Source organism: Mycobacterium sp. P2_H7 (genome assembly GCF_056403275.1).
The window spans coordinates 134602-159665 of the sequence record NZ_JBFUFU010000009.1 but is presented as its reverse complement, the minus strand read 5'-3'; the positions used below and the strand labels follow the sequence as shown (position 1 = coordinate 159665).

Annotated in this window: 20 protein-coding genes and 1 pseudogene; 12 read left to right on the top strand and 9 right to left on the bottom strand. The window is 66.5% G+C overall.

Going from position 1 to position 25064, the window contains the following annotated elements; genetic code table 11:
• Positions 1–5 precede the first annotated feature (5 nt).
• On the bottom strand, positions 6–1256 hold the full coding sequence (locus tag AC1DY7_RS13000; protein ID WP_477494098.1) for a thioester domain-containing protein: 1251 nt from the start codon (positions 1254–1256) through the stop codon (positions 6–8).
• A 306-nt stretch (positions 1257–1562) separates the two neighbouring features.
• On the opposite strand from AC1DY7_RS13000, the gene AC1DY7_RS12995 reads away from it, so the two are divergent.
• The 8 genes from AC1DY7_RS12995 to AC1DY7_RS12960 all read left to right on the top strand — a co-directional run bounded on the left by AC1DY7_RS12995 (position 1563) and on the right by AC1DY7_RS12960 (position 11432).
• Entirely contained in the window at positions 1563–2486 is a 924-nt protein-coding gene (locus AC1DY7_RS12995; protein ID WP_477494097.1) for a family 2A encapsulin nanocompartment shell protein, read from the top strand.
• The gene (locus AC1DY7_RS12990; RefSeq protein WP_477494096.1) at positions 2473–4284 is read left to right on the top strand and encodes a family 2A encapsulin nanocompartment cargo protein cysteine desulfurase; all 1812 of its coding nucleotides are present in this window, start codon (positions 2473–2475) and stop codon (positions 4282–4284) included. The genes AC1DY7_RS12995 and AC1DY7_RS12990 overlap by 14 nt, the downstream gene beginning before the upstream one ends.
• Positions 4285–4391: 107 nt before the next feature.
• Positions 4392–4667 carry an ANTAR domain-containing protein gene (locus AC1DY7_RS12985; protein WP_477494095.1) on the top strand — a complete coding sequence of 92 codons (276 nt, stop codon included), beginning with the start codon at positions 4392–4394 and terminating at the stop codon, positions 4665–4667.
• Positions 4668–4800: 133 nt separating this feature from the next.
• Positions 4801–6018, top strand: coding sequence for a GNAT family N-acetyltransferase (locus AC1DY7_RS12980; protein ID WP_477494094.1), 1218 nt, complete (start codon positions 4801–4803; stop codon positions 6016–6018).
• 85 nt (positions 6019–6103) lie between these two features.
• Positions 6104–7729, top strand: a complete 1626-nt coding sequence (locus tag AC1DY7_RS12975) for an ATP-binding cassette domain-containing protein (RefSeq protein ID WP_477494093.1) — start codon at positions 6104–6106, stop codon at positions 7727–7729.
• A complete protein-coding gene (locus tag AC1DY7_RS12970; RefSeq protein WP_477494092.1) occupies positions 7726–8664 on the top strand; it encodes an ABC transporter permease in 939 nt (312 codons plus the stop codon). The genes AC1DY7_RS12975 and AC1DY7_RS12970 overlap by 4 nt, the downstream gene beginning before the upstream one ends.
• 3 nt (positions 8665–8667) lie before the next feature.
• Entirely contained in the window at positions 8668–9651 is a 984-nt protein-coding gene (locus AC1DY7_RS12965) for an ABC transporter permease (protein WP_477494091.1), read from the top strand.
• 14 nt (positions 9652–9665) lie between these two features.
• A complete protein-coding gene (locus tag AC1DY7_RS12960) occupies positions 9666–11432 on the top strand; it encodes an ABC transporter substrate-binding protein (protein ID WP_477494090.1) in 1767 nt (588 codons plus the stop codon).
• Positions 11433–11437: 5 nt separating this feature from the next.
• On the opposite strand, the gene AC1DY7_RS12955 is transcribed toward AC1DY7_RS12960, so the two are convergent.
• Positions 11438–11974 carry a class I SAM-dependent methyltransferase gene (locus AC1DY7_RS12955; protein WP_477494089.1) on the bottom strand — a complete coding sequence of 179 codons (537 nt, stop codon included), beginning with the start codon at positions 11972–11974 and terminating at the stop codon, positions 11438–11440.
• Positions 11975–12034: 60 nt separating this feature from the next.
• Here AC1DY7_RS12955 and AC1DY7_RS12950 point away from each other — a divergent pair, with 60 nt between their 5' ends.
• Entirely contained in the window at positions 12035–12949 is a 915-nt protein-coding gene (locus AC1DY7_RS12950) for a zinc-binding dehydrogenase (RefSeq protein ID WP_477494507.1), read from the top strand.
• Positions 12950–13029: 80 nt separating this feature from the next.
• On the opposite strand, the gene AC1DY7_RS12945 is transcribed toward AC1DY7_RS12950, so the two are convergent.
• The 5 genes from AC1DY7_RS12945 to AC1DY7_RS12925 form a co-directional block, all read right to left on the bottom strand.
• Entirely contained in the window at positions 13030–14250 is a 1221-nt protein-coding gene (locus AC1DY7_RS12945; RefSeq protein WP_477494088.1) for an acyl-CoA dehydrogenase family protein, read from the bottom strand.
• Positions 14247–15245 carry a GNAT family N-acetyltransferase gene (locus AC1DY7_RS12940; protein ID WP_477494087.1) on the bottom strand — a complete coding sequence of 333 codons (999 nt, stop codon included), beginning with the start codon at positions 15243–15245 and terminating at the stop codon, positions 14247–14249. The genes AC1DY7_RS12945 and AC1DY7_RS12940 overlap by 4 nt, the downstream gene beginning before the upstream one ends.
• Positions 15242–16789 (bottom strand): APC family permease, encoded by a 1548-nt coding sequence (locus AC1DY7_RS12935; protein ID WP_477494086.1) that lies wholly within the window; start codon positions 16787–16789, stop codon positions 15242–15244. Before AC1DY7_RS12935 ends, AC1DY7_RS12940 begins: the two co-directional genes overlap by 4 nt.
• A gap of 110 nt (positions 16790–16899) precedes the next feature.
• Complete coding sequence (locus AC1DY7_RS12930; protein ID WP_477494506.1) at positions 16900–18297, bottom strand: LLM class flavin-dependent oxidoreductase; 1398 nt, start codon at positions 18295–18297, stop codon at positions 16900–16902.
• Positions 18297–19589, bottom strand: a complete 1293-nt coding sequence (locus AC1DY7_RS12925) for an NtaA/DmoA family FMN-dependent monooxygenase (RefSeq protein WP_477494085.1) — start codon at positions 19587–19589, stop codon at positions 18297–18299. Before AC1DY7_RS12925 ends, AC1DY7_RS12930 begins: the two co-directional genes overlap by 1 nt.
• A gap of 122 nt (positions 19590–19711) precedes the next feature.
• On the opposite strand from AC1DY7_RS12925, the gene AC1DY7_RS12920 reads away from it, so the two are divergent.
• Positions 19712–20209, top strand: coding sequence for a GAF domain-containing protein (locus tag AC1DY7_RS12920; protein WP_477494084.1), 498 nt, complete (start codon positions 19712–19714; stop codon positions 20207–20209).
• Between the two features lies 1 nt (position 20210).
• On the opposite strand, the gene AC1DY7_RS12915 is transcribed toward AC1DY7_RS12920, so the two are convergent.
• Together AC1DY7_RS12915 and lepA are read right to left on the bottom strand one after the other, a co-directional pair.
• Complete coding sequence (locus AC1DY7_RS12915; protein ID WP_477494083.1) at positions 20211–20828, bottom strand: sensor domain-containing protein; 618 nt, start codon at positions 20826–20828, stop codon at positions 20211–20213.
• Positions 20829–20949: 121 nt separating this feature from the next.
• Positions 20950–22895 (bottom strand): annotated as a pseudogene (lepA, locus tag AC1DY7_RS12910) (translation elongation factor 4).
• Here lepA and AC1DY7_RS12905 point away from each other — a divergent pair.
• Both AC1DY7_RS12905 and AC1DY7_RS12900 read left to right on the top strand, forming a co-directional pair.
• Complete coding sequence (locus AC1DY7_RS12905) at positions 22894–23487, top strand: type II toxin-antitoxin system PemK/MazF family toxin (protein ID WP_477494082.1); 594 nt, start codon at positions 22894–22896, stop codon at positions 23485–23487. The pseudogene lepA and the gene AC1DY7_RS12905 sit on opposite strands and share 2 nt — an antisense overlap.
• A 170-nt stretch (positions 23488–23657) precedes the next feature.
• A complete protein-coding gene (locus tag AC1DY7_RS12900; protein WP_477494081.1) occupies positions 23658–25061 on the top strand; it encodes an NtaA/DmoA family FMN-dependent monooxygenase in 1404 nt (467 codons plus the stop codon).
• Positions 25062–25064: the final 3 nt, after the last annotated feature.

Below are 25064 nucleotides of genomic sequence, written 5' to 3'. Positions count from 1 at the left end.
GCGCGTCAGTAGCTGATCTCGAAGTCGATCACCGTCGGCGTCGGCACCGCCAGCGCGACAGGCGTGAGGCGGTGGTCGTCGTAGGCGACGCCGGTGATGACGCGGCCACCGAATCCGTTGGACGCGGCGGGCACGCTGGCGGTCACCACGATCTGGCCGGTGCGCCCCKCGGGGCGCAGGTAGATCTCACGGCCGGGTTCGACCGGACCGGCGATCGGGGTGCCGTCCCGCTCGACGAGGGTGCCGCCGGTCGCGGAGAGTGCCGCGGTGTCGGTGGCGTCGAAGCGGAACGGGCCGAGGATTCCGTCGGCGTCGAGGACGGTTCGGTCGGCGGCGAGCCGCGGCACCACCGTGAGCCGACGGGCTGTGTCGGCGCCGGCCAACAGGTAGTCATACATCGCGACGACGCGATCGGCGTTGCGGTAGTTGCCGGACCCGTCGAGGGAGAAGGCCACCTCGTCGATGTCGACGCTGACCCCTGGGTGGGCGATCACCTGCAGCCGGTAGAAGCGGTAACCCCGATGCGGTCGGCCCGGACGGGTATCCGAGGTGGTCGCACCCACGCCGAGGGTGACCCGGTGTCGGCCGGTGCCTGCCGACACGTTCAGTTCCGAACCCGCGACGTCACGCCAGCGGCGGCCGTCTGCCGACTTCTGCAGCATCAGGGTGGCGGTGCCGTCGGTATTGAGTTCGACTGTGTAGCTTCCTAATTGGGGCTCGCCGTCGAACTCGAAGGTCATCGTGTCCGCGCCCGTGCTGACGGAGACCGGAACGTTGAGCGGCCGGTTGTCCAACCGCAACCCGTTGGTGAAGTGCCAGATCGCCGCCTGCGTGGCTGCGATGGCCTCGTGCTCGGCCAGGTGCGATCCGCCGAGCGCGTAGCCGGCCGCGCGCACCCGGCGGCTCAGTTCGACGGTGCCCAGCGTCGGGAACGAGTTGCGGATGATCCAGTCGACCTCGGCCTCATAGGCACGCGCCGCGACGTTCGGTACGGCGGACCAGTTCGCCGGCCGGTAGCGCGACGGGCGGGTGGGTGACACCCCCAGGAAGTCCAGTGAATACGCGTCGAAATTCGGATTGAGCCTGATCAGGTCGGTGCGCGCGGTGCTCCCGTCGGCGAACACGATGGTGTCGACGGTCGGGGAGAACGTGCCGCCGCGGTAGCGGGTCATCCGGGTGATCTCGGCGTCGCGGCGCACGACACGGCGCACGGCGACAGCGGGGCGGGTTGCGGCGCGCAGAGATGTGACAGACATCGGGTGTTGCTTTCTGGTGGCTGTGGAGAGCGCGTATCCATGCGCCGCCAGAGATTGGGCGGGCAGACACGCAGAGGGCCGGCGTCAGAAAATCAACAACAACAACACAGCACGACGACGGGCCGCGCGGTGGCGCGCTGCATCCGGTCGTCGTACGACATGCGGCCTACCATACGGCAAACATCGATGAACGGCACCCTGCCCCCGAAGTTTTCACTCTCGGTGCGTGCTAATCATGTGGCTGTATCGAATTGGCCGTATCGTGGCCGCCGCATCACACAACAGAACCCCGTCGGAGGTAGCACCATGACGTCTGCCCAGAACGAATCGCAAGCGCTCGGCGATTCCGCCGCCAGGCAGCTTGCCAACGCCACCAAGACAGTCCCGCAGCTGTCGACCATCACCCCCCGCTTCCTCCTGCACCTGCTGTCCTGGGTACCTGTCGAAGCCGGTATCTACCGGGTCAACCGGGTGGTCAACCCGGAACAGGTCGCCATTCACGCCGACGAGGGCGTCGGCACCGACGCGCCACTGCCGGAGACCTACGTCGACTACGAGACGAGCCCCCGCGAATACACGCTGCGGTCCATCTCGACGCTGCTCGACGTGCACACCCGGGTGTCGGATCTGTACTCCAGCCCGCACGACCAGGTCGCCCAGCAGCTGCGGCTGACCATCGAGACCATCAAGGAACGCCAGGAGTTCGAGCTGGTCAACAATCCGGAGTACGGCCTGCTGTCGCAGGTCACCCCGGAGCAGACCATCTCCACCCGGGTCGGCACCCCCACCCCGGATGACCTGGACTCACTGATCACCAAGGTATGGAAGACGCCCGCGTTCTTCCTCACCAACCCGCTCGGGGTGGCCGCGTTCGGCCGGGAAGCCACCCGGCGCGGTGTCCCGCCGCCAGTGGTCAGCCTGTTCGGCGCCCAGTTCATCACCTGGCGCGGTATCCCGATCGTGCCCTCGGACAAGGTCCCGGTCACCGACGGTAAGACGAAGTTCATCCTGGTCCGCACCGGCGAGGAGCGCCAAGGCGTGGTCGGGCTGTTCCAGCCCGGACTGGTCGGCGAGCAGGCCCCAGGCCTGTCGGTGCGGTTCACCGGCATCAACCGGTCGGCCATCGCGTCGTATCTGGTCACCCTGTACTCGTCGCTGGCGGTGCTCACCGACGATGCGCTCGCGGTGCTGGACGATGTCGCTGTGGACCAGTTCCATGAGTACAAGTGAGTACCGTTCCCTTGACGCCGAAGGCGAGCTGCCGATAAGCGAAGCCGAGCTGTCGGCGCTGGCCACCCAGTTGTTCGCGACGAGCATCCGGCCCGGCCCGGACAGTCCGCCCGCGACCACCCAGGTGGCCCCGCGCGGGGTGGCACCGGATGTCACCACGGCGACCTCGGCGGGGTCCACCGCCGCGGGAGCCGCGCATCCGGCCACTCCGGCCGAGTTCGTATCGGTACCGGAAGTGAACATTCCGGCCCCGACATCGCCTGGGCCCGAAGGCATTCCGCCGGGTGTGGCTCCGGTGGCGCCCAGGGGTAACGCCGTCAGCCCCATCGCTCCGATCGGCGGACTGGAAGCGTTCGCGGTGCCGACGGGTCTGGTGCCGACGGCGCCGGGTGTGCTGGCGGCCCCGCCGTCTGCGCCCCCCGCGCCTCGCGGATCAGCTCCGGTGTGGCCGGGCGCGGTCCCGGACGTCCCGGATCTGGGATGGACCGGTGCCGCACCTGCTTCACAAGATGCCGACGGCTACTACTTCCTGAATCGGCCTCACGCTGAACCTGTTCCGGTCATCCGCGATGACCACGAGATCTTCGACGTCCACGCCATCCGCGCAGATTTCCCGATCCTGCGGGAGACCGTCAACGGCAAACCGCTGATCTGGTTCGACAACGCGGCGACCACGCAGAAGCCGCAGGCGGTCATCGACCGACTGGCGTACTTCTACGCGCACGAGAACTCCAACATCCATCGTGCGGCGCACGAGTTGGCGGCGCGTGCCACCGACGCGTATGAGGATGCGCGCGAAGCGGTGCGCCGGTTCATCGGCGCGTCGAAGACCGAGCAGATCATCTTCGTGCGCGGTACCACCGAGGCCATCAACCTGGTGGCCTACGCGTGGGGCGGCAAGCATCTGGGCCCGGGCGATGAGATCGTCATCACCCATCTCGAACACCACGCCAATATTGTTCCCTGGCAGCTTCTTTCGCAGCGGACCGGCGCGGTGCTGAAGGTGGCCCCGGTCGACGATGCGGGCAATCTGCTGCTGGGCGAATTCGAGAAGCTGCTCGGACCGAAGACCAAGCTGGTCTCCGCCACGCAGGTCTCGAACGCGCTGGGCACGGTGACACCGGTGGAGAAGATCGTCGAGCTCGGGCACCGCTACGGTGCCCGGGTACTCATCGATGCCGCTCAGTCGGTTCCGCATATCCCGATCGACGTGCAGGCCCTCGGCGCGGACTTCCTGGTGTTCTCCGGGCACAAGATCTTCGGTCCCACCGGGATCGGCGTGCTGTACGGCACCGAGGAAGCGCTGGCCGAAACCCCGCCCTGGCAGGGTGGTGGCAACATGATCGCCGACGTCACGCTGGATCGCGCCATCTACCAAGGCATCCCGAACAAGTTCGAAGCCGGCACCGGCAATATCGCCGATGCCGTCGGGCTGGGTGAAGCGATCCGCTACGTGGAGAAGATCGGCATCGAACGCATCGCGGCCTATGAGCATGCGCTGCTGGAATACGCCACCCCGAGGCTGGCCGACATCCCAGGTGTGCGCCTGGTCGGTACGGCCGAGGAGAAGGCCAGCGTGCTGTCGTTCGTGCTGGCGGGCCACGAGCCACTGGAGGTGGGCAAGGCGCTCAACTCCGAAGGCATCGCGGTGCGGGCCGGACATCACTGCGCGCAGCCGATCCTGCGCCGGTTGGGCTTGGAGGCAACCGTGCGTCCGTCGTTCGCCTTCTACAACACCTTCGACGAGATCGACGTGTTCCTGCGGGCAGTGCGGCGCATCGCCGAAGGCTCCGTCTAACCCGCGGGCAGTCACAAATACCCCCTCTTTCCGCGGAAAGAGGGGGTATTTGCGTCTGCTCGCGCTGAAATCTGGGCGGGGCCGGATCCGCGGGTGATCATCGACGGATGCGACACACCGGACTCCGGACGGCCGACCCGTCCCGCAAGGTCATCGACACCGCGATCGGCATCCTGGTGGGGTTGCGCGGCTGCTCGACGGAGGTCGCGTTCGGTGAACTGTCCCAGGTGGTCCGCCAGACCGGAATCGGCCTGAGCACCGTCTCCGCCGGGCTGGTCGCCATCGCGACGGGCTCATCGTCGGCCGAGCATGCCGAGGCATTCACCATCTGGGGCGATTTGATCGCGCGGGGGCGGTTCAACGCGCTCGCTTCGTCGTCCTGAACGCAACGACCGGGTTGTCCGATCTCCTGCACCGCGCACCGAGCGCAACTTCTCTCGCGACACGCCCGCACGTCGAAGAGGCGTACCGGTTCGCCGACGGTGCCGGGACCCTGTTGAACGAACGAGGACTGCTGTGACCCACGATATTCGCGTCCTGGAGCCCGATGACGATCTGATCCAGGCGGGCAACGTCTTTCGCACTGCCATGATCGGGTTCCCGCCGCTGGACGGGGCACAGCGTGACGTCATCGGCAAGCTTCTGGAACCGGGCCGCACGCTCGGTGCCTTCATCGACGGGCGGTTGGTAGCGACCGCGGATTCCGCCACCAGCACCCTCACCCTGCCCGGCGGCGCACAAGTGGGGCATGCCGGGGTGACCCACGTGGGCGTGCTGCCGTCGCACACCCGTCGCGGCCTGGCCACCGCGCTGCTGGAGCATCAGCTACGCGACATCGCCGCCCGCAACGAGGCCGTCGCCACGTTGCGCGCCTCGGAAGCCACCATCTACGAGCGGTTCGGCTACGCAGTGGCAAGTTCCTCGAGCACCGTTGAATTGCTCACCGCCCGTGCGGCATTGCGGCCGGGCATCGGCTCCGGCGGACCGGTGCGCCTGCTCGATTCGACCGAGGCCTGGGACATCTTGCCCCGTGTCTACACTGCCAATCGACCGCCGCGGGCAGGGACCATCGACCGGACCGCCGGATGGTGGCAGGGCCAGCGTCTTCGGGCCGAAGCCGCCCCCGGTGCGAAGTATGTGGCCGTGCATGGCAATCCGGGTGAGGAGACCGGATTCGTGCGCTACCACCCCGTGGACACCGACGCCTGGTTCGTCAGCAGCGACCGCACCGTCGTGGTAGACGACCTGTTCGCCCCCACCGAGGAGGCGTACCTCGGACTGCTGCGTTTCCTGCTGGACCTCGATCTGGTGGACAAGCTGGTCTTCAGCATGTTGCCGCTGGATGACCCGCTGCCCTGGTTGCTGCGCGACCGGCGCGCCTCCCGCGTGACCGGGACCCGGGACGAGACCTGGTTGCGCGTGGTCGATGTCGCGGCCGTGCTGAGTGCCCGTGCTTATGCCGGCGCGGGCAACGTCACCATCGGTGTCGAAGATCCTCTGCTGCCGCGTAATTCGACCACTTTCGGGATATCCGGCGGCGGAGCCGAACTCACCGATGCCGCGCCGCAACTACGCATCGGCATTGCTGCGCTCGGGGCGGTACTGCTGGGTGGCGCGTCCTGGCGAGATCTGGCATTGGCCGGGTTGGTCCGGGTGGAGGACCCAGCGGCACTCCCCCTGGCCGCCGGCCTGTTCGGTGGCGTCGAGGCACCGTTCTCCGGAATCTATTTCTGAGAGTCGGCCGATAACTTCCGGATGATCGAAACGGTAGGCAGCCGTTGGCTGTTGAGCCATCATGTTCCGGTGATGTGGGCGAGCGATGGCGCTGTTTGAGGTCACCGACCTCGCCGTTACCCTGCATTCCGGAGACCGCGCCAGCGGGCGGCGAGCGGTGCGAGCCGTCACGTCGTTCAGTTTCTCCGTCGACGACGGGCAGACGCTGGCCATCGTCGGCGAATCGGGCTCCGGCAAGAGTGTTTCGCTGCTCGCGGCGACCCGGCTACTCGGCGCGAAAGCGGAAGTGACCGGGTCGGTCCGATTTCAGAACCGCGACCTGCTCGCGTTGCGCCCCAAAGAATTGCGACGCGTCCTCGGCAAGGACATCGGGTTCGTGTTCCAAGATCCGCAGAGCAACCTGCACCCGTTCAAGACCGTCGGAGCGCAAATCGACGAGGTGCTGCGCGTGCACCGGTTCGGCAACCGCACCGCGCGCCGCGAACGCGTCATCCAGCTGCTCGACGAGGTCGGTATCGCCGACCCCGACCACGCCTACGGCAGCTACCCGGCCGAGTTCTCCGGTGGAATGCGCCAGCGCGTCATGATCGCCATCGCGATCGCCCTGAACCCGTCGCTGATCATCGCCGACGAACCGACCACCGCACTCGATGCCCATGTTCAGGCCGGTGTCCTGCGGCTGCTCAAACGCCTGCAGCGCGAGCACGGCACCGCGATCGTCTTCGTCAGCCATGATCTCGGGGTGGTCCACGAGGTGGCCGACACCGTCACCGTCGTCCGCGACGGGACGGTGGTCGAGGCCGGACCCCGCGACCACATCTACGACGCGCCGGAGCAGCAGTACACCCGCGAATTACTCACGGCCTCAAGGCTGCACGCCGTCGGCAACCCCGGCGCGCTCGCCCCACCCGAGGGGACCGAACCACTGCTGAGCGTGACCGGTCTGCACAAGAGCTACCGGGACCGGGCGCGTCGCGAGCGCCGCACCGTCATCGAGCACCTGGACTTCACCGTGCGTCCCGGTGAGGTCGTGGGCCTGGTCGGAGAATCCGGATCGGGTAAGTCCACTGTCGGGCGCATCGTGGCAGGCCTGCAGTACGCCGATGCCGGCGAGATCATCTTGGCCGGCACCCCCTACCCGACGGGCACCGACGACGGCGTGCCTACGCTGCCACCGGCCACCCGCCGGGTGGTTCAGCTGGTATTCCAGGATCCCTACGCCAGTCTGAACCCGCGCCGCACGGTGGCCCAGTCGCTGGCCGAACCGCTGCGTGCCCAGCACGTCGACCGAGCCCTGATCGGGCCGCAGGTCCGGGCGGCGGCCGACGCCGCCGCGCTACCCGCGGATCTGCTGGGTCGGCACCCCGCCGAACTGTCCGGTGGTCAGCGCCAGCGCGCAGCGATCGCACGGGCGCTGGTGCTCTCCCCCCGCCTCATCGTCGCCGACGAGGCATTGTCCTCACTGGACGTCACGACCCAAGCCGAGATCGTCACGCTCATCCGCACGTTGGTCGCCGAGCAGCAGACCGCCTTCCTTTTCATCACCCACGACCTCGGAGTGGTGTCGGCGCTGGCACACCGGGTGATCGTGTTGGGACCCAACGGTGTCGAGGAGAGCGGCAACACCGCCGAAGTGTTCGGCGCGCCGCAATCCGCCTACACCCGGGTGCTTCTGGATGCGGTGCCGGGGCTGCGGGTGAACACCTCATGAGTCAGCTCCTGTTGCACCCTGCCACCGGCGCCGCCGTCCCGCCCGCCCGGCGCGGGCGGTTGCGGAGCCTGGTCGCCGACCCCGCACTGCTGGCGGGCTCCCTGCTGGTGAGTCTCGTGATCGGCGCGGCCCTGCTGGCGCCGGTGGCCGCGGCACTCGTGGGGCACGGTCCCAACGACCAGTTTCCGGACGAGACTCTGGATGCTGCGGGCCTGCCGATCACCGGGGGTCACGGCTTCCTGCTGGGCGCCGACGGCAGTGGCCGCGATGTGTTGATCCGCACGCTCTACGGTGCCCGGGTCTCACTCGGCATCGGCATTCCGGCGACCACCATCGCGATGCTCGTCGGCGTGCTGGTGGGCCTGGTCGGCGGCTACTTCGGCGGGCGGATCGATGCCGTCTTGTCGGAGCTGACGAATATCGCGCTCGCGTTCCCGTTCCTGGTGACCGCGCTGAGCGTGGTAACGCTCAACCGCGGCACGGCGGGCACCAACCTCGTCGATCCGATCTTCGTGGTGATCGGCATCGTGGCGCTGTTCTCGTGGACGTATTTCGCACGGCTGGTGCGCAATACGGTCATCGAGATCAAGTCGAAGCCGTTCGTGCTGGCCGCGATCGGCGCCGGCAGTTCGCCCACCAGGGTGATCGTGCGGGAGATCCTGCCGAATATCGCACCGACAGTGATCATCTACTGGGCGGTGCAGCTTCCGATCAACATCATCGCCGAGGCCTCGCTGTCCTATCTCGGCGTCGGGATCAAAGCGCCCACCCCCAGTTGGGGCACGATGATCGCCAACGCGCAGGACTCCGCGCTCTACCAGCCCCAGCCACTCATGCTCATCGCTCCCGCCTCCGCGCTGTTCATCACGGTGTTCGGATTCAACGTGCTCAGCACCCGGCTGCGCAACCGCTTCGACCCCACATCGGCGGGCTGATCGGTGACCCGTTTCGCCGGACTACGACTGTCCCGGATGACGCTCACGGTGTTCGCGGTCGTCCTCATCACCTTCGGCCTCACCCGGGTGGCCTACCAGAACCCCGGCCGGATGCTGGCCCCGGAGAACGCATCCGAGCAGACCGTCAACGCGATCACCAAGAGCCTGCACCTCGACGACGCCTGGTATGTGCAGCTCTGGCACTACGTGGTCCGTGGCCCGGAGATCAAGGGCACCCCCACCGGACTGTTGAACTGGCCGCCCAGCCTTGGCTATTCGTATCGGGAGCAGCGGCCGGTCACCGGGTTGATCCTGGAGAAGATCCCGGTCACGGTGAGCCTCGCCGTTGGTGCGCTGGTGGCGTGGATCGTGCTGTCGTTGGTGTTCGGGGTGTACGCCGCCCGCAAACCCGGCGGCTGGTTCGACTCCGTCACCTCCGGAATCTCGTATCTTTTCCTGTCGGTGCCGACGTTCGTGACGGGCGTGATCCTGTTGTTCGTCCTGTACTACCAACTCTCGTTGGCCGGGGTGAAGTTCTTCCCCAGCGGCGGATACGTGGCCCTGAGCACCTCTCCGGCCGAATGGGCGCGCCATCTGTTGCTGCCCTGGCTGACGCTCGTCGTGGCCGAGGTCGGCCTCTTCCAGCGGGTGGTGCGCGCGTCGGTGCTGGAGGTAGCCGACAAGGACTACATTCGTACTGCCCGCGCAAAAGGGGTTGGCCCCCATGGGGTGTACTTCAACCATGCATTGTCGGCCGCGCTGAACCCGATCCTCACCCTCGGTGCCATCGAGTTCGCCACCATCCTCGGCGGAGCGATCATCACCGAGCAGATCTTCGGCTTGGACGGCGTCGGCCGGCTGGCCGTCAGCGCCGCCAACAACGGCGACGCGCCAGTGGTCATCGGCTGCACATTGCTCGGCGCCGTCATCTTCGTCGTCTCGACGTCGGTCGTCGACGTCATCACCCATGCCCGCAGCGGCAAATGAGTAAGGAGCACCACGTGAGATCCCCCCTACGCACCGTCACCGTCCTCGCGGCGGCCGGTATGCTGCTGGTCGCGGCATGCGGGAAGAACGCTGAACCGGCGCCCACCACCGATCCGTCCCAGTTGTCCGGCGGGACACTGAAAGTCGCGTCGGTGGGCGATGTGGACGCCTTCGATCCGCTGATCGCCTACTCGGCCGAATCGTGGCAGGTCATCCGCGCCACCACCCGGCAGCTGGTCACCTATCCCGGCGACAAGCAGAGCATCGGCGCCGACACCAAGGTCGTGCCGGACCTGGCCAAGAGCTGGGATATCAGCCCGGACCACTTGACCTATACGTTCCATCTCCGGGACGACATCAACTTCTCCGGCGCCAGCACCCGGCCCATCACGGCGAAGGATTTCGTCTATGCCGTCAAGCGCTTCCCGGACCCCAACGCGCAGGTGAGTGCGATCACCTATTACAACGCGTTGTTCGCCGGGTTCAAGGAGTACTCCGACGAGTTTGCCAAGGTCCCCACCGGGGATCTCAACGCGGTCAAGAACTTCATCGACACCCATGAGATCAGCGGGTTGAAGGCGCTGGACGACAAGACATTACAGCTGAAGCTCACCCAGCCGGCCAGCGATATCCTCGACATCCTGACGCTGAACTTCGTGACTCCGCTGCCGGAGGAGGTCGTGTCGAAGTACTTCGCCGACAGCCTGGATTTCCGCAAGAACTATGCCTCCAGCGGGCCCTACTTCATCGAGTCCTACGATCCGGGTAAGCAGCTGACACTGGCCAAGGTGCCCGGGTACAACGCCGAAGGCGATCCCCGTAAGGCTTACGCCGACAAGATCGTCTTCGACACCACCGTGGCCTCTGCTGATGCGGCGTCGCAGCAGTTGCAGACGGGCACCGCCGATATCGGGTTGTATGTGCGCGCCTACCCGGCCAGCGTCGTCTCCCAGTACAAACAGAGCAATCCCGATCACCTGCACAAGTCGGCGAGTGGGTCGGCGATCTTCATCAGCTGGAACAACCCGGCCGATCCGAAAACCGACGGGCAGAAGGCGTTCAAGGATCTGAAAGTCCGCCAGGCCTTCAATTACGCGCTGAACCGGGCCGATGTGGTGCGCGGACTCGGCGGGCCGGACTCAGCGATCCCCAGTAACGAGATCCTGACCTCTACCATCGTCGGTTACAACAACGAGAACCCATACCCGACACCGGAGGACAAGGGTGACCCGGACAAGGCCAAGGCGCTGCTGGCCGAGGCGGGCAAGCCAGGGCTGACCGTCAACGTGGCCTACCGCAACACCCCCGAATTCGAGAAGATCGCCACGTCGGTGCAGACCGCGGCGGCTCGCGCCGGTTTCAATGTCCGGCTGACCCCGATCCCCGCCGACGGCTTCGGTGCGTTCAACGCATTCCTCACCGACAAGTCCAAGTTGGATCAGTGGGATCTGGCCATCACCAACTGGACTCCGGACTGGCAGGGCAACAGTGCCCGGATGACGCTGGGCGGCTGGCTGGATTCGGAGTTCGCCCCGGGCGGCACCTGGAACGGGGTGACCTACAACAACCCCGACCTGAACGCGGCGGTATCCCGGGCGTTCGCCGCACAGGACCCGACCGCGGACTGGAAGCAGGCCAACAAGATCGCCACAACGGACCTGGCGTGGTTCCCACTGATCGAGCGGGTCAAGTCCGTGCCGACGTCCGATCGGGTGACCAACTGGACGTGGCAGTCGCTGGGCAACAGCGGCGATATCACCAATATCGCGGTCAACGGGTAGCGGGATCAGGCGCGACGGGCCAGCAGCCAGGCTTGCCCGTCGCCCTCCTCCGCTGCGACGGTGTCCAGCCCGGCGAAGGCCGCGTGCAGTTCGCCCGCCGGCGCCCGGAACGGGCCGGGTGGGCCACCCGCCTCGCTGAGCACACAGATGGCCAGCAGCCCATCGGGCGCAAGCCGGTCGATGAGCGCCGGGTACAACCTCGGATCCCGAAACCGATGACACACCAGCACATCAACCGGCGGGCCGGGCGGCAGACCGTCGTCCAGATCGGCAACCTCGAAATGCGCTGCGACGCCGGCCTGCTCGGCCAGGGCACGGGCCTGCCCCACGGCAACGGCGGACACGTCGAAACCGGTCACATCGAGTCCGCGCTGCGCGAGCCACACCGCCGCGGCGCCCTGTCCGCACGCGATGTCCAGCGCCACTCCGGAGACGTGGAACGTCGCCGCGTACGCGGCGAAGACGGCGGGCAGCCCGGGTTCGCAAACGGGCCCACGATCCGCGTAGGACGCGTCCCAACGGCTGCGGTCCTGGGCGCTCACAGTCGCCACCCTAGGACACGCCTGGGAATAGCGGCCCGGATGCGAGTGTTGCGGGACAGCATGCGCGCCATCGTCTACGACCCGCAAGCCCCGGCCAACCTCCGATTCGGCGAGGTCGACGAGCCCACCCCGGGAGGTGGGCAAGCCGTGATCGAGGTGCACGCCATCGCATTGAATTTCGGCGAGGTGCATTTCATCGACCAGATGCGTCTACCCGGCGAGGTACCGGGATGGGACAGCGCGGGTGTGGTGGTCCAGGCAGCCGCCGACGGCTCCGGCCCGCAGGCCGGCGCCCGCGTGGTCGGCTTCGGCGGCGAAGCCGGCTGGGCCGAGCGCCGCGCAGTGGATACGGCGAACCTTGCCGAACTCCCCGAGTTCGTCGAGTTCGAGGAGGCTGCCGCCCTGCCGGTCGCGGGGGTGACCGCGCTGCAGGCGGTGCGGGCGCTCGGCCCGGTGGTCGGCCGCCGGGTACTCATCACCGGGGCGTCCGGCGGCGTGGGGCGGTTCGCCGTGCAGCTGGCAGCCAGGGCCGGCGCCCACGTGGTGGCCGCCGTCGGGAGTCCGGCCCGCGGCGAGGGCCTGGCCGATCTGGGTGCCGCCGAAGTCGTCGTGGGCCTCGACGGGGTGACCGAGCCGGTGTTCGGGGTGCTCGACAATGTCGGCGGCCCACTCCTGGCGCAGGCCTTCGCCCTGGTCTCCGACGGCGGGTCCGTGCAGTCCATCGGGATGGCGTCCAACGAACCCACCACCATCGACTTCGAGGTGCACCGCCGGCTGGGGAACCGGAAACGGTTGGAGCCGTTCACCGTTCGCGCGCCGTTCCAGTCCGACCTGCAGTACCTGCTGAGCCTGCTCGCCGAGGGCGAGTTGGACCCGCAGATCGGGCTGCGCGACAGTTGGGACAACGTCGGCGCGGCAGCGCAAGCGCTGCTGGACCGGCGGGTGCCGGGCAAGGCCGTGCTGCGGGTCCGCTGACCGGACTGCTCCGCGATCAGGTTTCACCCGTCGAAAAAGATGCCAAATATCGAGGCTAGAACACGTTCGGCGAAAGCGGACTAGTTGCCCTGTCCCCCTCGGCCGATCGCCGCGAGGTTGGACACCGGGTCCTTCCCGTTGATCAAGAAGTCACCCAGGATGCGGGCTTTGTAGACCCGCGGGTTGTGCGATGCCAGGGTGCGGGCATTGCGCCAATGGCGGTCCAGCCCACGCTGTTCGGACACCCCGGACGCGCCGAGGGCGTCGAACACGGTGGTGGTTGCCCGCAAGGCGGCGGCGATGATGACCAACTGCGCTTGCGTCACCGCGACCTCGGCGGCGATCAGGCGGCGTTTGGCATCCTCCGCGGTGGCGTCGATGCGATCCAGTGCCTCCCCGGCCCGGGCCAGCGCCGCCTCGGCGGCGAACGCGTCGGCGGACACCTCACCGATGACAGCCAACAGCTGTGCGTCATCGGAGGGCACCTCGGTCAGTCCCTGGGGGTAGTTGCGCTTGCGGCCGGTGAGCGCGGCCGACCCGTCGCGCAGTGCCGCCCTGGTGATTCCGGTCAGGACCGACAGCATCGCGGTTTGATAGAAGTGCCCCTGATAGGCGAACCGCTCGGTGGCAGGGAACACGTCCCCGCGTTCGGCCCGGACGTTGTCGTAGCGGGCGGTGCCGCTGGCTGTGGTGCGCTGGCCGAACCCATCCCAGTCATCGATCAGGGTGACGCCGGGATCCTCGGCTCGCACCAGTGCGGTCAGCAGCTCGCCGTCCGCACCGCGGCCGAGCACGTCCAGCCATTCGGCGTAGAGGCTTCCGGTGGCGTAGAACTTCGCGCCGGTGACCCGGTAATGGTCACCCTCGGCAGTCACTGTGGTGACCAAGTTTGCCAATGTCACGTTGTTGGCTTCGGTCCACCCGCCACCGACGAACTGCCCGGCCCGGAAGCGTTCGATCCAGATGTCATTGGCGTCCGACACCGGGGCGTTGAGCCGGTCCTCGACGAAGGCCAGGTGGTTGCGCCAGATGTGCGCCACATTGGCATCGGACTCACCCAGATCGGCCAGCAGCAGGAACACCTGGCGCAGCGACGCTCCGAAACCGCCCCGGTCCGCCGGGATTCGCAGCGTGCCGAAGCCTGCCTCGTTGAGTAGCCGGACTTGCTCATGCGGGAAGGCGCGCGTGCGTTCGCGTTCCAGGTTCGCCTCGGCGATCTTCTCGAAAGCAGGGGCGAATTGTGTCCGCAGTTCGTCCAAGTCGGCAGTGGGCGCCTGGAGATACGTTGCGGGATGACTCATTCGGTGGGTCCTTCGGAATCGATGCGGTGTGCGGACTGATGCTCGACGGCGACGTAGCCCAGCCGTTCGTAGAGCAGGTGCGCCTTGCTCGCGTTGTTGATGTCGGTTCCCAGCGACGCAAGCGTGAGTCCACGGCGCAGCGCGGCGAGCCACACCTTGCGCAACAGGAACTCGCCGATGCCCGCTTTACGTTGGTCGCGCCGGACGCCGATGTAGTCGGTGTGAGCACTGCGCTCCTCGACGGAACCCCCGGTCAGGTGACTGTAGGTCGAGCCCAGCACGTAACCCACGACGAGCCCGTCGGCATTGATCACTGCATTGCTGAAATCCGGTGTGAAGGCGCGGCTCTCGATGTGCTGCGCGAAGATCTCCGGCGTCTTGGACATGTTGCCGAAGTGCTCGAGGAAGGTGTCGTACTGCAGTTGACGGACCTGCTCGGCGAGGCCCCGCGCGAGCACCTCCGGCCAGCTCACGTAGGTGTATCCGGGCAGTGCCGATGCCTGCAACGCTTCGACGTCTTCCTGATCGAGCGATTTCCGGGTCCGGATGAACCGGCCTTCCTCGGCCGCGCCGTGCCGGATCAACCCATCGAGGGCCGCCTGTTGGTCGGTGCCGACGAAGCTGCGCAGGAACGCCCCCGGAATGGTGGCGGATTCCAGCCGGAACCTGGCTACGATGCCGTCCACGGCGTCCCCGATGACGGCGGGTGGTGCGTCGGGATCGAAGACGAACTCGGCGAGGAACTCCGGTTGCAGGCCGTGTGGTGGATGCAGTGCTGCGTAACCGCGGACCAGCTGTGACTCGTCGCGCACCGCTACGGCAGCGCCGGGAAACGCGCCGCCCAATTGTTCGGCGATATCGCGCGAGTCGGCGGCGAACTTGCGGCCGGCGATGCCCGGTGTGGTCGCGACGAAATCGGCGATGGCGGGGAAATCCAGCGGCGTCAAGGGCGCGGCCGACCAGCTGCCGACATGGGCCTCGTGCACGAGTGTCACGGTGCGACCGGCTCTTTGTCCAGCTGTGGCCGCGGGTCCTCGTCGGTGCTCGACTGCTCGCCGTGATGGTCCAGCACGTCGAGGATGCCTTCGTCGACCAGCCGCTGCTGCTCTTCCTCCGACAGCGTCTGGATGGTGCCGACGCGGCGCGCCACCTCGGGCTTGGTGAACTTGAGGTACCAGTACCAGATCAGCCCGGCAAGCAGGATTCCGGCGAAGATCAGCGGCAGGATGTTGAACGGGAAGTCGGGCACCGGATAGAAGTTGCTGAAGAAGACGTACCCCAGAGCCAGTGTCGCCGCACCGGAAACCAACGCCCGCAACGGGGTCAGCGCCTTGATTTTGTACAGCCAGATCGGGGTGGCGATCACCACGAGCAGATAGCTGGTCAGAAAGCCCCAGTTCGCGACGTAGCCGCCGTACACCTCGAACACCACCCTGCCGGCCGAGCTGACCGTGGCGACCGTCGAGAAGATCAGCCCGAGCACCCCGATGAAAGCGATACCCACCCACGGTGTCTTGTACTTCGAATGCACCCTCGTCAGCGCCGAAGGCAGCGCGCCCTCGTGTGCGAACGTGAACAGCGAACGCGCCGCAGCGGTGGTGACCGCGGTGACGAACACGACGAATGCGACCGCCACGGCACCACTGACCACGTAATTGGCCCAGGAGACGCCGGTCGAATCTGCGAGCTGCGGCAGGATCGCCTTGTCCCCGTCGATCGAACCGAAGAACAAGATCTGTGGGTAGGTCGCGATGATGTAGAGCACGCCGAGCAACAGCACCACGCGCAGCAGCGACCGCGCGATACTTCGGTGCGCGTCCTTGGCCTCGGCGCCGAGCGACGCGACACTCTCGAATCCGGCGTAGGAGCCGACGGCCGACACCGCGGCGATGAACGTCGCACTGTTGCCCAGATGCGAAGGATTCCACTGGTCCCAATCGATCCGGAATCCGTAGGCGATGTAGGCCGCGACGATGATCACCAGGATGGAGGCAATCGCGATCAGCTCGAACACCAACTCGTACTTGGCGGCGATGGACACACCGCGGAACGGCAGGTAGGTGGCCACCCCGACGATGACCACAACCAGCAGGATCCGGAACCACGTTGCCTGCGAGCCCAATCCGATGGATTCGAGGAACGAATCGAGGTACACGACACCGCCCAGGGTGCCGGTGGTTGCGAAGCCGATGTAGCCGACGAGCAGGCTGAAGCCGGCGGCGTAGGCGAAGCCGGGCCCCAGCCCGTTGCCTGTGTAGGTGCCCAGCGAACCCGAAGACACCGTGCGCTTGGCCTGGAAGCTGATGGTAGCGGCGATCAATGCGGTGATGACCAGGCCGACGATCACCGCCCAGGCGGCCCCCGTACCCGCGGCAAGGAAGAGCGAGAAGGGAACCGACGCGACCGCGACGCTGGGCGCTGCCGCGGCCAGCCCCTGGGCGAAGACACCCCAGAATCCGAGGGCATCACGTTCCAGCCCATGCCCTTCCGCGGAGGACAGGGCGCGACCGCCCAGCTCAACGCGCGTCGGTGTAGACATGATGCCTGCCTTCCTGCTCTGCGCGTCACCTAATCCCTTGACACACAGTTATTTAACGAAGAATTGATGTCGGCTTCACGATGCCGTAGCCCGCTCCGCGGCGTCAGTGATCAAATCGATGGGATTTTTTGCCGACGGAACGCAGTACCGGGATGATCGGTCGGAAGATACGCGGAATCCGTGCCGAAAATACGCTGCCGCAACGTCACTGACTCACCTGTCGCACCGGCCTCACGTGCCCGGCCGCGTCGGCGCAGCTCGGGGATCAGGTGCTCGGCCACATCGGCGAAGCTGCCGGGGGTGACGTGATAAACGATGTTGAAACCGTCGATGCCCGTGCGCTCGGCGTAGCGCTCCAGCGCGTCGGCCACGGTCGGGCCGGACCCCACGAACAGCTCACCACCGAACCCACCCAGCCCACCGACATAGTCGCGCAGCGTCAGGCGATGGCGCGCATCGGGATCGGTGACAGCGGCAAGAATGGACCGGCTGGCATCGGTGTCGAACTGCTCGATCGGCCGATCCACACCGTACTCGGACCAATCGACACCGGAGAGCGCCGACAACAACACCAGCCCCGCCTCCAGGTCGTGGTAGCGCGACAGGTCGGCGACCTTGGCCCGGGCCGCCGCATCGGTGCTGTCCACCACGATCTCGACGGAGGTGAGGAACTTGATGGCACCGGGCCGCCTGCCGTAACCCACCGCGCGGCGCCGGATGTCGTCGATATTGGCGCGCAACACCGCCGGCCTGGGATCACTGGCGAACACCAGTTCAGCATTGCGCGCGGCGAATTCCCGTCCCGCTGGCGAGGTTCCAGCCTGGAAGAGCACCGGGGTGCGCTGCGGAGACGGCTCCACCAAGTGGGCGCCGGGCACGCTGAAGTACTTTCCGTCGTGGCTGATCTGGTGCACCTTGGTGGCGTCGGTGTAGACGCCGGTGCCCCGATCGCGCAGCACCGCACCGGGTTCCCACGAGCCTTCCCACAGCTTGTAGGTGACCTCCAGGAATTCCTGGGCGATGGCGTACCGCTCGTCGTGCGGGATCTGCCGGTCGCGCCCGATGATGTTGCGCGCCGCACTGTCCAGCAGTGAGGTGACGACATTCCAGCCGATCCGGCCACCGGTGAGATGATCGAGCGTGCTGAACTTGCGCGCCAGCAGGTACGGACTCTCGTACGTGGTGGACACGGTGACACCGAACCCGAGATGCTCGGTGGCCGCGGCCATCGCCGAAACCGCCAGCAGCGGATCGGTGACCGGGGTCTGCACCGCGCGGGTCAGCGCGGCATCGGCGCTGCCGCCGAAGACATCCAGCTGCCCCACGGCGTCGGCGATGAAGAGGGCGTCGAATCCACCCCTGTCGAGCAGCTGCGCCAACTCCACCCAATACCGCAGGTCGGTGTAGCGCGACGTCTGATCCTCGGGGTGCCGCCACAACCCGAAATTGCCATGCGACGCCGTCGACATGGTGAATCCGGCGAGCACGAACGGCGTGATCGGTTGCATCATCGGGTCGGGATTTCCAGGCCGAGATGGGACCGCAGGGTGGTGCCGGCGTATTCATGCCGGAACAGCCCGCGTTTGCGCAGCACTGGCACCACCTGTTCGACGAACAACTCCGTCTGCCCCGGTAGCCCGGAGTCGCGCAGGACGAAACCGTCCGCCGCACCCTCGGTGAGCCATGCCTCGATCTCGTCGGCGATCCGCTCCGGTGTGCCGACCACCCCGGCTCCCCAGCCGTTCACGGTGCGGTACAGGAAGTCTCGGACCGTCGGACTCTCGGCCGCCAAGGCGCGGTAACCGGCCAGCGCGGTCTGGTGCGTCTGGGTGGACTCCGGGAACGCCGAGGCGGGAACGGGTCCGTCCAGATCCGCCCCGGTGACGTCCACCTCGACCTCCAGCAGCCATCCCGCCTGATATTCGGGACTGAAGTACTCGTACTCGTCCTGCTGGGCCCGGCGCGCCTCATCTTCGGTCGAGCCGATGACGTAACGGAACGACGGGGTGATCAACGGCGCTCGGGTACGTCCGAAACCGCGTGACTCCTGGTGGATCTGCCGATAGAACTCCTGCGCACGGGCGCGGTTCCCATGGCTGGTGAAGATGACCTCTGCATGTTTCGCGGCGAAAGACCTTCCGGTGAACGATGATCCGGCCTGGAACAGGACGGGCTGGCCCTGCGCCGAACGCGAGGCTCCGAGCGGACCCTTGACATCGAAGTACTTGCCGTGGTGATCGGCGACGTGAATCTTGCTGACATCGTGGAAGATTCCGGCATCGCGATTCTCGACGACCGTGTCTGTTCCCCAGCCGTCCCACAACTTTCGCACGACCTCCAGTGCCTCTTCGGCGATGGCGTACCGCTCGTCATGGTCGACCACTCCGCGCGCGCTGAAGTTGTCCGCCGCGGCCTGGGCGAAACTGGTGACCAGATTCCAGCCGGCCCGGCCCCCACTCAGATGATCGAGCGAAAGTAGTTGACGGGCAAGGTGATACGGCTGCTGCAAGGTGGCCGATCCGGTGACCACCAGTCCGATGCGGTCGGTCACCGAGGACAGCGCCGCCGTCGCGGTGAGCGGTTCGAAGTCCTCGCTGATCTTGTAGGCCCAGGTAGCCGGCGGGCCGTAGTTCAGTCCGTCGGCGAAGAACAACGCGTCGAACGTTCCCGCCTCGGCGATCTGGGCGTGCTCGATCAGGCGTCGTCGCACCCCTGCCGTGCTGTTGTCGGCGGCCGGATGCCGCCACGGACCGGCGGATCTGGTGTTACCGAAGGCGAGGAGATGCAGTTCTTTCGACACGGCCGACAGGCTACGACGCGAGCTCGCGGTTTCTCAGGGTTGCACTCAGCAGGATGGAATCGGAATACCCGTCCATGCACGAACCTGTTGCAGCACTGCCGCAAAGCGCCGACAATGCGCGGATGACCTCGCCCCAGCCCCATCGCACCGACACCACACCCGCACTGGCACCGCTGGCGGACCAGCTGACCGCCGTCGCCGAACGGCTCAAGGTCAAGTCGGTGCTGGTCATGCGTTCGGAGCCGGACTCGATGGTGGTCGCGGCGACAGCGGGTGAAGCCACCCAGCACTACACCGTCGGCGCCGCGGGAAAGAAGGCCGGCGCCGACGACAGCCGGACCCCCCTGTACTGCGAGCGGGTCGTCGACGCCGATCAGGCGCTGTTCGTCCGGGACTCCCGTGCGGACGCGGTCTTCGCCGGCAATGAGGACGAGACCGAATTCGGTTTGTACAACTATCTCGGGCTTACCGTGCACGATCCGGACGGCAACGTGGTGGGGACGGTGTGCGTTCTCGACGACACGGCCCGCGACTACACCGACGAGCAGCGGGCGGAGCTCGAACTGCTGCGAGCCGACGTCGAGGCCATCATCGGCGACACCGGCAACGCGCTCGGCTGAGCTACTTCTTACTCGCGTTCTGAAGCATCTTCTCGACGACGGCGGCCGCCTCGTCGTGGATTCCGTAGGAACACGCCCACGCTTCCAGCGTCACGTTGGAGACGTAGGACATCGCGTGCTGACACTCCCAGCCGCCGGCGTCCTCCTGCGCAGTGTGCTGGGTGATCAGCTGATCCTTGGCGTCCAGATCATCGAGCTGCCAGGTGTAGGAGGACCGGCCGTCATCGACCGATACCGCCGACCCACCGCACTTTTTCCACGTCGACTTGGAGTTCTCCCAGAACCGCTGGGCCTTGTCCGCGTTGGGATAGAGCACAACGGTCTGCTCAACCCAGTGCTGGTTGTCCTCGTCGGGTTCGCGCGCCACCTGGTCACGCACGGATGTCCAGCCGCTGCCGTCGTAGACCGGTTGCTCGGCGCCGTAGATGGCCCCCAGACAGTCCGGGTCCGAGATGTTGCGGGAATGGTCGGTCATCTGGTCCAGCTCGCTGGTGATCTCCATGTCACTGGAACCCATCACCGCGTTGATGTCGCGAACCGTCAACAGCACCTTGTCGAGCTGAGCATCCTTGAGCGGCGGCACATCGGCAGGCGCAGCGCCACGGTCGCGAACCGCCACGCCTGACACTGTGCTGACGCAGCCGGTCATCACAATGCACCCAGCTACGACCGCCAGCAGGGCACGGCCAGATTTTGCGGCACTGTTCACCGCGCCATTGTGACCGATGGCGCGGTGAGAGTCACTTCTTCGGTTTGTCCGCGGCGGCGTCCGAAGACAGGGCCGCGACGAAGGCTTCCTGCGGAACCTCGACCCGTCCGATGGTCTTCATCCGCTTCTTGCCTTCCTTCTGCTTTTCCAGAAGTTTGCGCTTGCGGGTGATGTCACCGCCGTAGCACTTGGACAGCACGTCCTTGCGGATGGCCCGGATATTCTCGCGCGCAATGATTCTCGCCCCGATGGCCGCCTGCACCGGCACCTCGAACTGCTGGCGCGGGATGAGCTCCTTGAGCTTGGAGGTCATCTTGTTGCCATAGGCGGCGGCCCCGTCCTTGTGCACGATCGCGCTGAACGCGTCGACGGCCTCGCCCTGCAGCAGGATGTCCACCTTCACCAGCTCGGCCTCCTGCTCGCCGGCCTCCTCGTAATCGAGGCTGGCGTAGCCGCGGGTGCGGGACTTCAGCGAATCGAAGAAGTCGAAGATGATCTCGCCGAGCGGCATCGTGTAGCGAAGCTCCACGCGCTCCGGGGACAGGTAGTCCATGCCGCCGAGCTCGCCGCGGCGGGACTGGCAGAGCTCCATGATGGTGCCGATGAACTCACTGGGCGCGATGACCGTCGTCTTCACCACCGGCTCGTACACGGCGCGAACCTTGCCCTCCGGCCAGATCGACGGGTTGGTGACGATGAGCCCTGGATCACCGGGCGTTGTGTCTTCTTTTATGACCCGGTACACCACGTTGGGTGCGGTGGAGATGAGGTCGAGGTTGAATTCCCGCTCAAGACGCTCGCGGGTGATCTCCATGTGCAGCAGCCCGAGGAATCCGCACCGGAACCCGAACCCGAGGGCCACCGACGTCTCCGGCTCGTAGGTCAGGGCGGCATCGTTGAGCTGCAGTTTGTCCAGCGCCTCGCGCAGCACCGGATAGTCCGAGCCGTCCACCGGATACAGGCCCGAGTAGACCATCGGCCGCGGTTCGCGGTAGCCGGTCAGCGCCTCGGTGGCGCCGTGGCGCGCGGAGGTGACGGTGTCACCGACCTTGGACTGACGGACGTCCTTCACACCGGTGATCAGGTAACCGACCTCGCCCACGCCGAGCCCGTCGGAGGGCTTCGGGTCGGGCGAGACGATGCCGACCTCGAGCAACTCGTGCGTCGCGCCGGTGGACATCATCTTGATCTTCTCGCGGGGGTTGAGCTTGCCGTCCACCACGCGCACGTAGGTGACCACGCCGCGGTAGATGTCGTAGACAGAGTCGAAGATCATCGCTCGGGCCGGGGCGTCGGCGTCCCCGACCGGGGCCGGGATCAGCCGGACGACCTCATCGAGCAGCTCACGCACGCCTTCGCCCGTCTTGCCGGACACCCGCAGCACGTCGGAGGGTTCACAACCGATGATGTGGGCGATCTCACCGGCGTAGCGGTCCGGGTCGGCCGCCGGCAGGTCGATCTTGTTGAGCACCGGGATGATGGTCAGATCGCGGTCCAACGCCAGGTAGAGGTTGGCCAGCGTCTGCGCCTCGATGCCCTGGGCAGCGTCGACCAGCAGGACAGCTCCCTCGCAGGCCTCCAGGGCCCGCGACACCTCGTAGGTGAAGTCGACGTGGCCGGGGGTGTCGATGAGGTGCAGGACGAAGTCTTCGTCGCCCACCTTCCACGGCAGCCGCACATTCTGCGCCTTGATGGTGATGCCGCGTTCCCGCTCGATATCCATCCGGTCGAGGTACTGGGCGCGCATATCGCGGTCCGCGACGACACCGGTGATGCCCAGCATCCGATCCGCCAACGTCGACTTGCCGTGGTCGATGTGGGCGATGATGCAGAAATTCCGTATCTGCGCCGGCGCGGTGAACGTCTTGTCGGCGAAACTGCTGATTGTGTTTCTCCTGGTCGAAGCGCAATAGGTGAGTCCAGCGTATCCAGCGTGGGCCATCCCGACACAATCGGAGGACCTATCCTCGTTTCTATGGCGTCGCAGTGGAGGCCGTTCCAACGATTTCTCAGAGACACCGGGCATCTTGTCTTCAACGAAGCACCCAAGCTGATCCGGCAGTTGCCCACGCCCGAACGGGTGCTGCAACAGGGCATCAAGATCGGCCTGGAAGTGCTGGCCGGTGCCCCGGCCCAGCCGCAGCCCGCGGCCATCACGGCCGGTCGGCCCGTCACCCGCGAGAGTGTGCCCACCGCGCATCGCGCCCGGCGCGTCAGCTACGCCCCCGACCTGGACGGCCAGGCCGACCCCGGCGAGATCGTGTGGACCTGGGTGGTCTACGAGGACGACCCGACCCGCGGCAAGGACCGGCCCGTGCTGGTGGTGGGGCGGGACGGCAATGTCCTGCTGGGGTTGATGCTGTCCAGTCAGGATCGGCACTCGGGCGACCGCGAGTGGATCCCGATCGGCGCCGGCAGCTGGGACTACGAGGGCCGGTCCAGTTGGGTGCGGCTGGACCGGGTGCTCGACGTGCCCGAGGACGGCATCCGGCGCGAGGGCGCGGTGCTCGCTCGCGAGACATTCGAGATCGTCGCCGCCCGGTTGCGGGCCGAGTACTCCTGGTCCTGAGCAGACTGCCTGCAACACGTCGCATCGTAATCATGCTGCGGTAGAACGCTTTCCACTCCCACTCGGGTGGCTATTTCGAATCAGTCAGATCGGTACCGTTCTGCTTGCCGACGCAACTTCCTATGCTGGGCATTCGTCTGACTCCAGCGAGAAGTGAAGCGAGATCGTGCATGAGTAAGCGTCCGTTGTATTACTCGGCGTTCGTGATGAACACCGCTTCCCATGTGCTGCACGGACTCTGGCGCGCACCCGAAGCCCAGAACCACCGGTTCAACGAGCTACGGCATTGGACGTCACTGGCCGCCGAAGTCGACAAGGCCGGCTACGATCTGCTGTTCTTCGCCGACGTGTTCGGTCTGCGGGCACCGTGGAACGGCAACTGGCGCAAGTCCGTCGAGGCCGGGATCCAGATCCCGGTCAACGACCCCTCGGTGCTGGCGTCCGCGCTGGCGGCCGCAACGGAGAACCTGGGCATCGTCTTCACCAGTTCCATCGTCCAGGACCATCCGTTCAACTTCGCCCGCAAGATGTCCTCCCTGGATCACTACACCGAGGGCCGGCTCGGCTGGAACATCGTGACCAGCTTCAACGCCAACATGTTCCGCAGCTTCGGCCACGACGGCACCCTGGCTCACGACCAGCGCTACGAATGGGCGTATGAATACGTCGACGTCGCCTACAAGTTGTGGGAAGGCTCGTGGGACGAGGACGCGCTGGTACAGGACAAGGAGCGCAGTGTGCACTCCGACCCGTCGAAGATCCACAAGATCAACCACGTCGGGCAGCGGTACAGCGTCGAGGGGCCACACTTCAGCTCTCCGTCGCTGCAACGCACCCCGGTTCTGTTCCAGGCCGGATCGTCACCGGCGGGCCAGCTGTTCTCCGCCCGCAACGCCGAGGGCGTCTACATCAGCAGCCCGACACCGGCCGATGCGTACAAACTGACCACCGAAACCCGCACCCTGGCAGCCGAATACGGCCGCGACCCCGACGACATCACCTTCGCCCAGGGATTGTCGTTCGTCATCGGCGACAGTCACGCCGACGCCATCCGCCGCAACGACGAGCTCAAGCGTTACCTGGATCTGGAGGGCATCGCCCTGCATGCGCTCGGTGATGCGGGCATCGATGCCGGCAGCCTGCCCCTGGACACCCCGATCAGCGAGCTCGGTGAGTTCACCGGCATCCAGAGTTTCAAACGCTGGGCGGCCGAGGTTTCCGGGAACGACGAGCCCACCATCCGCGATATGGCGTGGGTGATGGAAGGCGCCAACCGCGTCGTGGGCACCCCCGAGGAGATCGCGGATCGCCTGGAAGAGTGGCGTGAGGCCGGGGTCGACGGCATCAACGTCTATCACGCCACCGTCCCGCAGTCGTTCCGCGAGGTGGCCGACCGGCTGTTCCCGACCCTGCGCGAGCGGGGCCTGATCGGCACCGACAAGTCAGGGACGTTGCGGCACAAGCTACTCGGAAAGGGCGACCGGCTGCCCGACAGTCATCCGGCCGCCAGGTACCGTGGCGCGTTCGGCGACAACTCGCTGGCCGATCAGGTGGTCCTGGAGCCAACCGCCTGACGT

Coding starts and splice junctions, on each gene's coding strand:
- AC1DY7_RS12950 (WP_477494507.1), top strand. CDS start 12,035: ATGCGCGCCATCGTCTACGACCCGCAAGCCCCGGCCAACCTCCGATTC.
- AC1DY7_RS12930 (WP_477494506.1), bottom strand. CDS start 18,297: ATGCAACCGATCACGCCGTTCGTGCTCGCCGGATTCACCATGTCGACG.
- AC1DY7_RS12905 (WP_477494082.1), top strand. CDS start 22,894: ATGGCGTCGCAGTGGAGGCCGTTCCAACGATTTCTCAGAGACACCGGG.
- AC1DY7_RS12970 (WP_477494092.1), top strand. CDS start 7,726: ATGAGTCAGCTCCTGTTGCACCCTGCCACCGGCGCCGCCGTCCCGCCC.
- AC1DY7_RS12945 (WP_477494088.1), bottom strand. CDS start 14,250: ATGAGTCATCCCGCAACGTATCTCCAGGCGCCCACTGCCGACTTGGAC.
- AC1DY7_RS12990 (WP_477494096.1), top strand. CDS start 2,473: ATGAGTACAAGTGAGTACCGTTCCCTTGACGCCGAAGGCGAGCTGCCG.
- AC1DY7_RS12900 (WP_477494081.1), top strand. CDS start 23,658: ATGAGTAAGCGTCCGTTGTATTACTCGGCGTTCGTGATGAACACCGCT.
- AC1DY7_RS12995 (WP_477494097.1), top strand. CDS start 1,563: ATGACGTCTGCCCAGAACGAATCGCAAGCGCTCGGCGATTCCGCCGCC.
- AC1DY7_RS12920 (WP_477494084.1), top strand. CDS start 19,712: ATGACCTCGCCCCAGCCCCATCGCACCGACACCACACCCGCACTGGCA.
- AC1DY7_RS12975 (WP_477494093.1), top strand. CDS start 6,104: ATGGCGCTGTTTGAGGTCACCGACCTCGCCGTTACCCTGCATTCCGGA.
- AC1DY7_RS12935 (WP_477494086.1), bottom strand. CDS start 16,789: ATGTCTACACCGACGCGCGTTGAGCTGGGCGGTCGCGCCCTGTCCTCC.
- AC1DY7_RS12985 (WP_477494095.1), top strand. CDS start 4,392: ATGCGACACACCGGACTCCGGACGGCCGACCCGTCCCGCAAGGTCATC.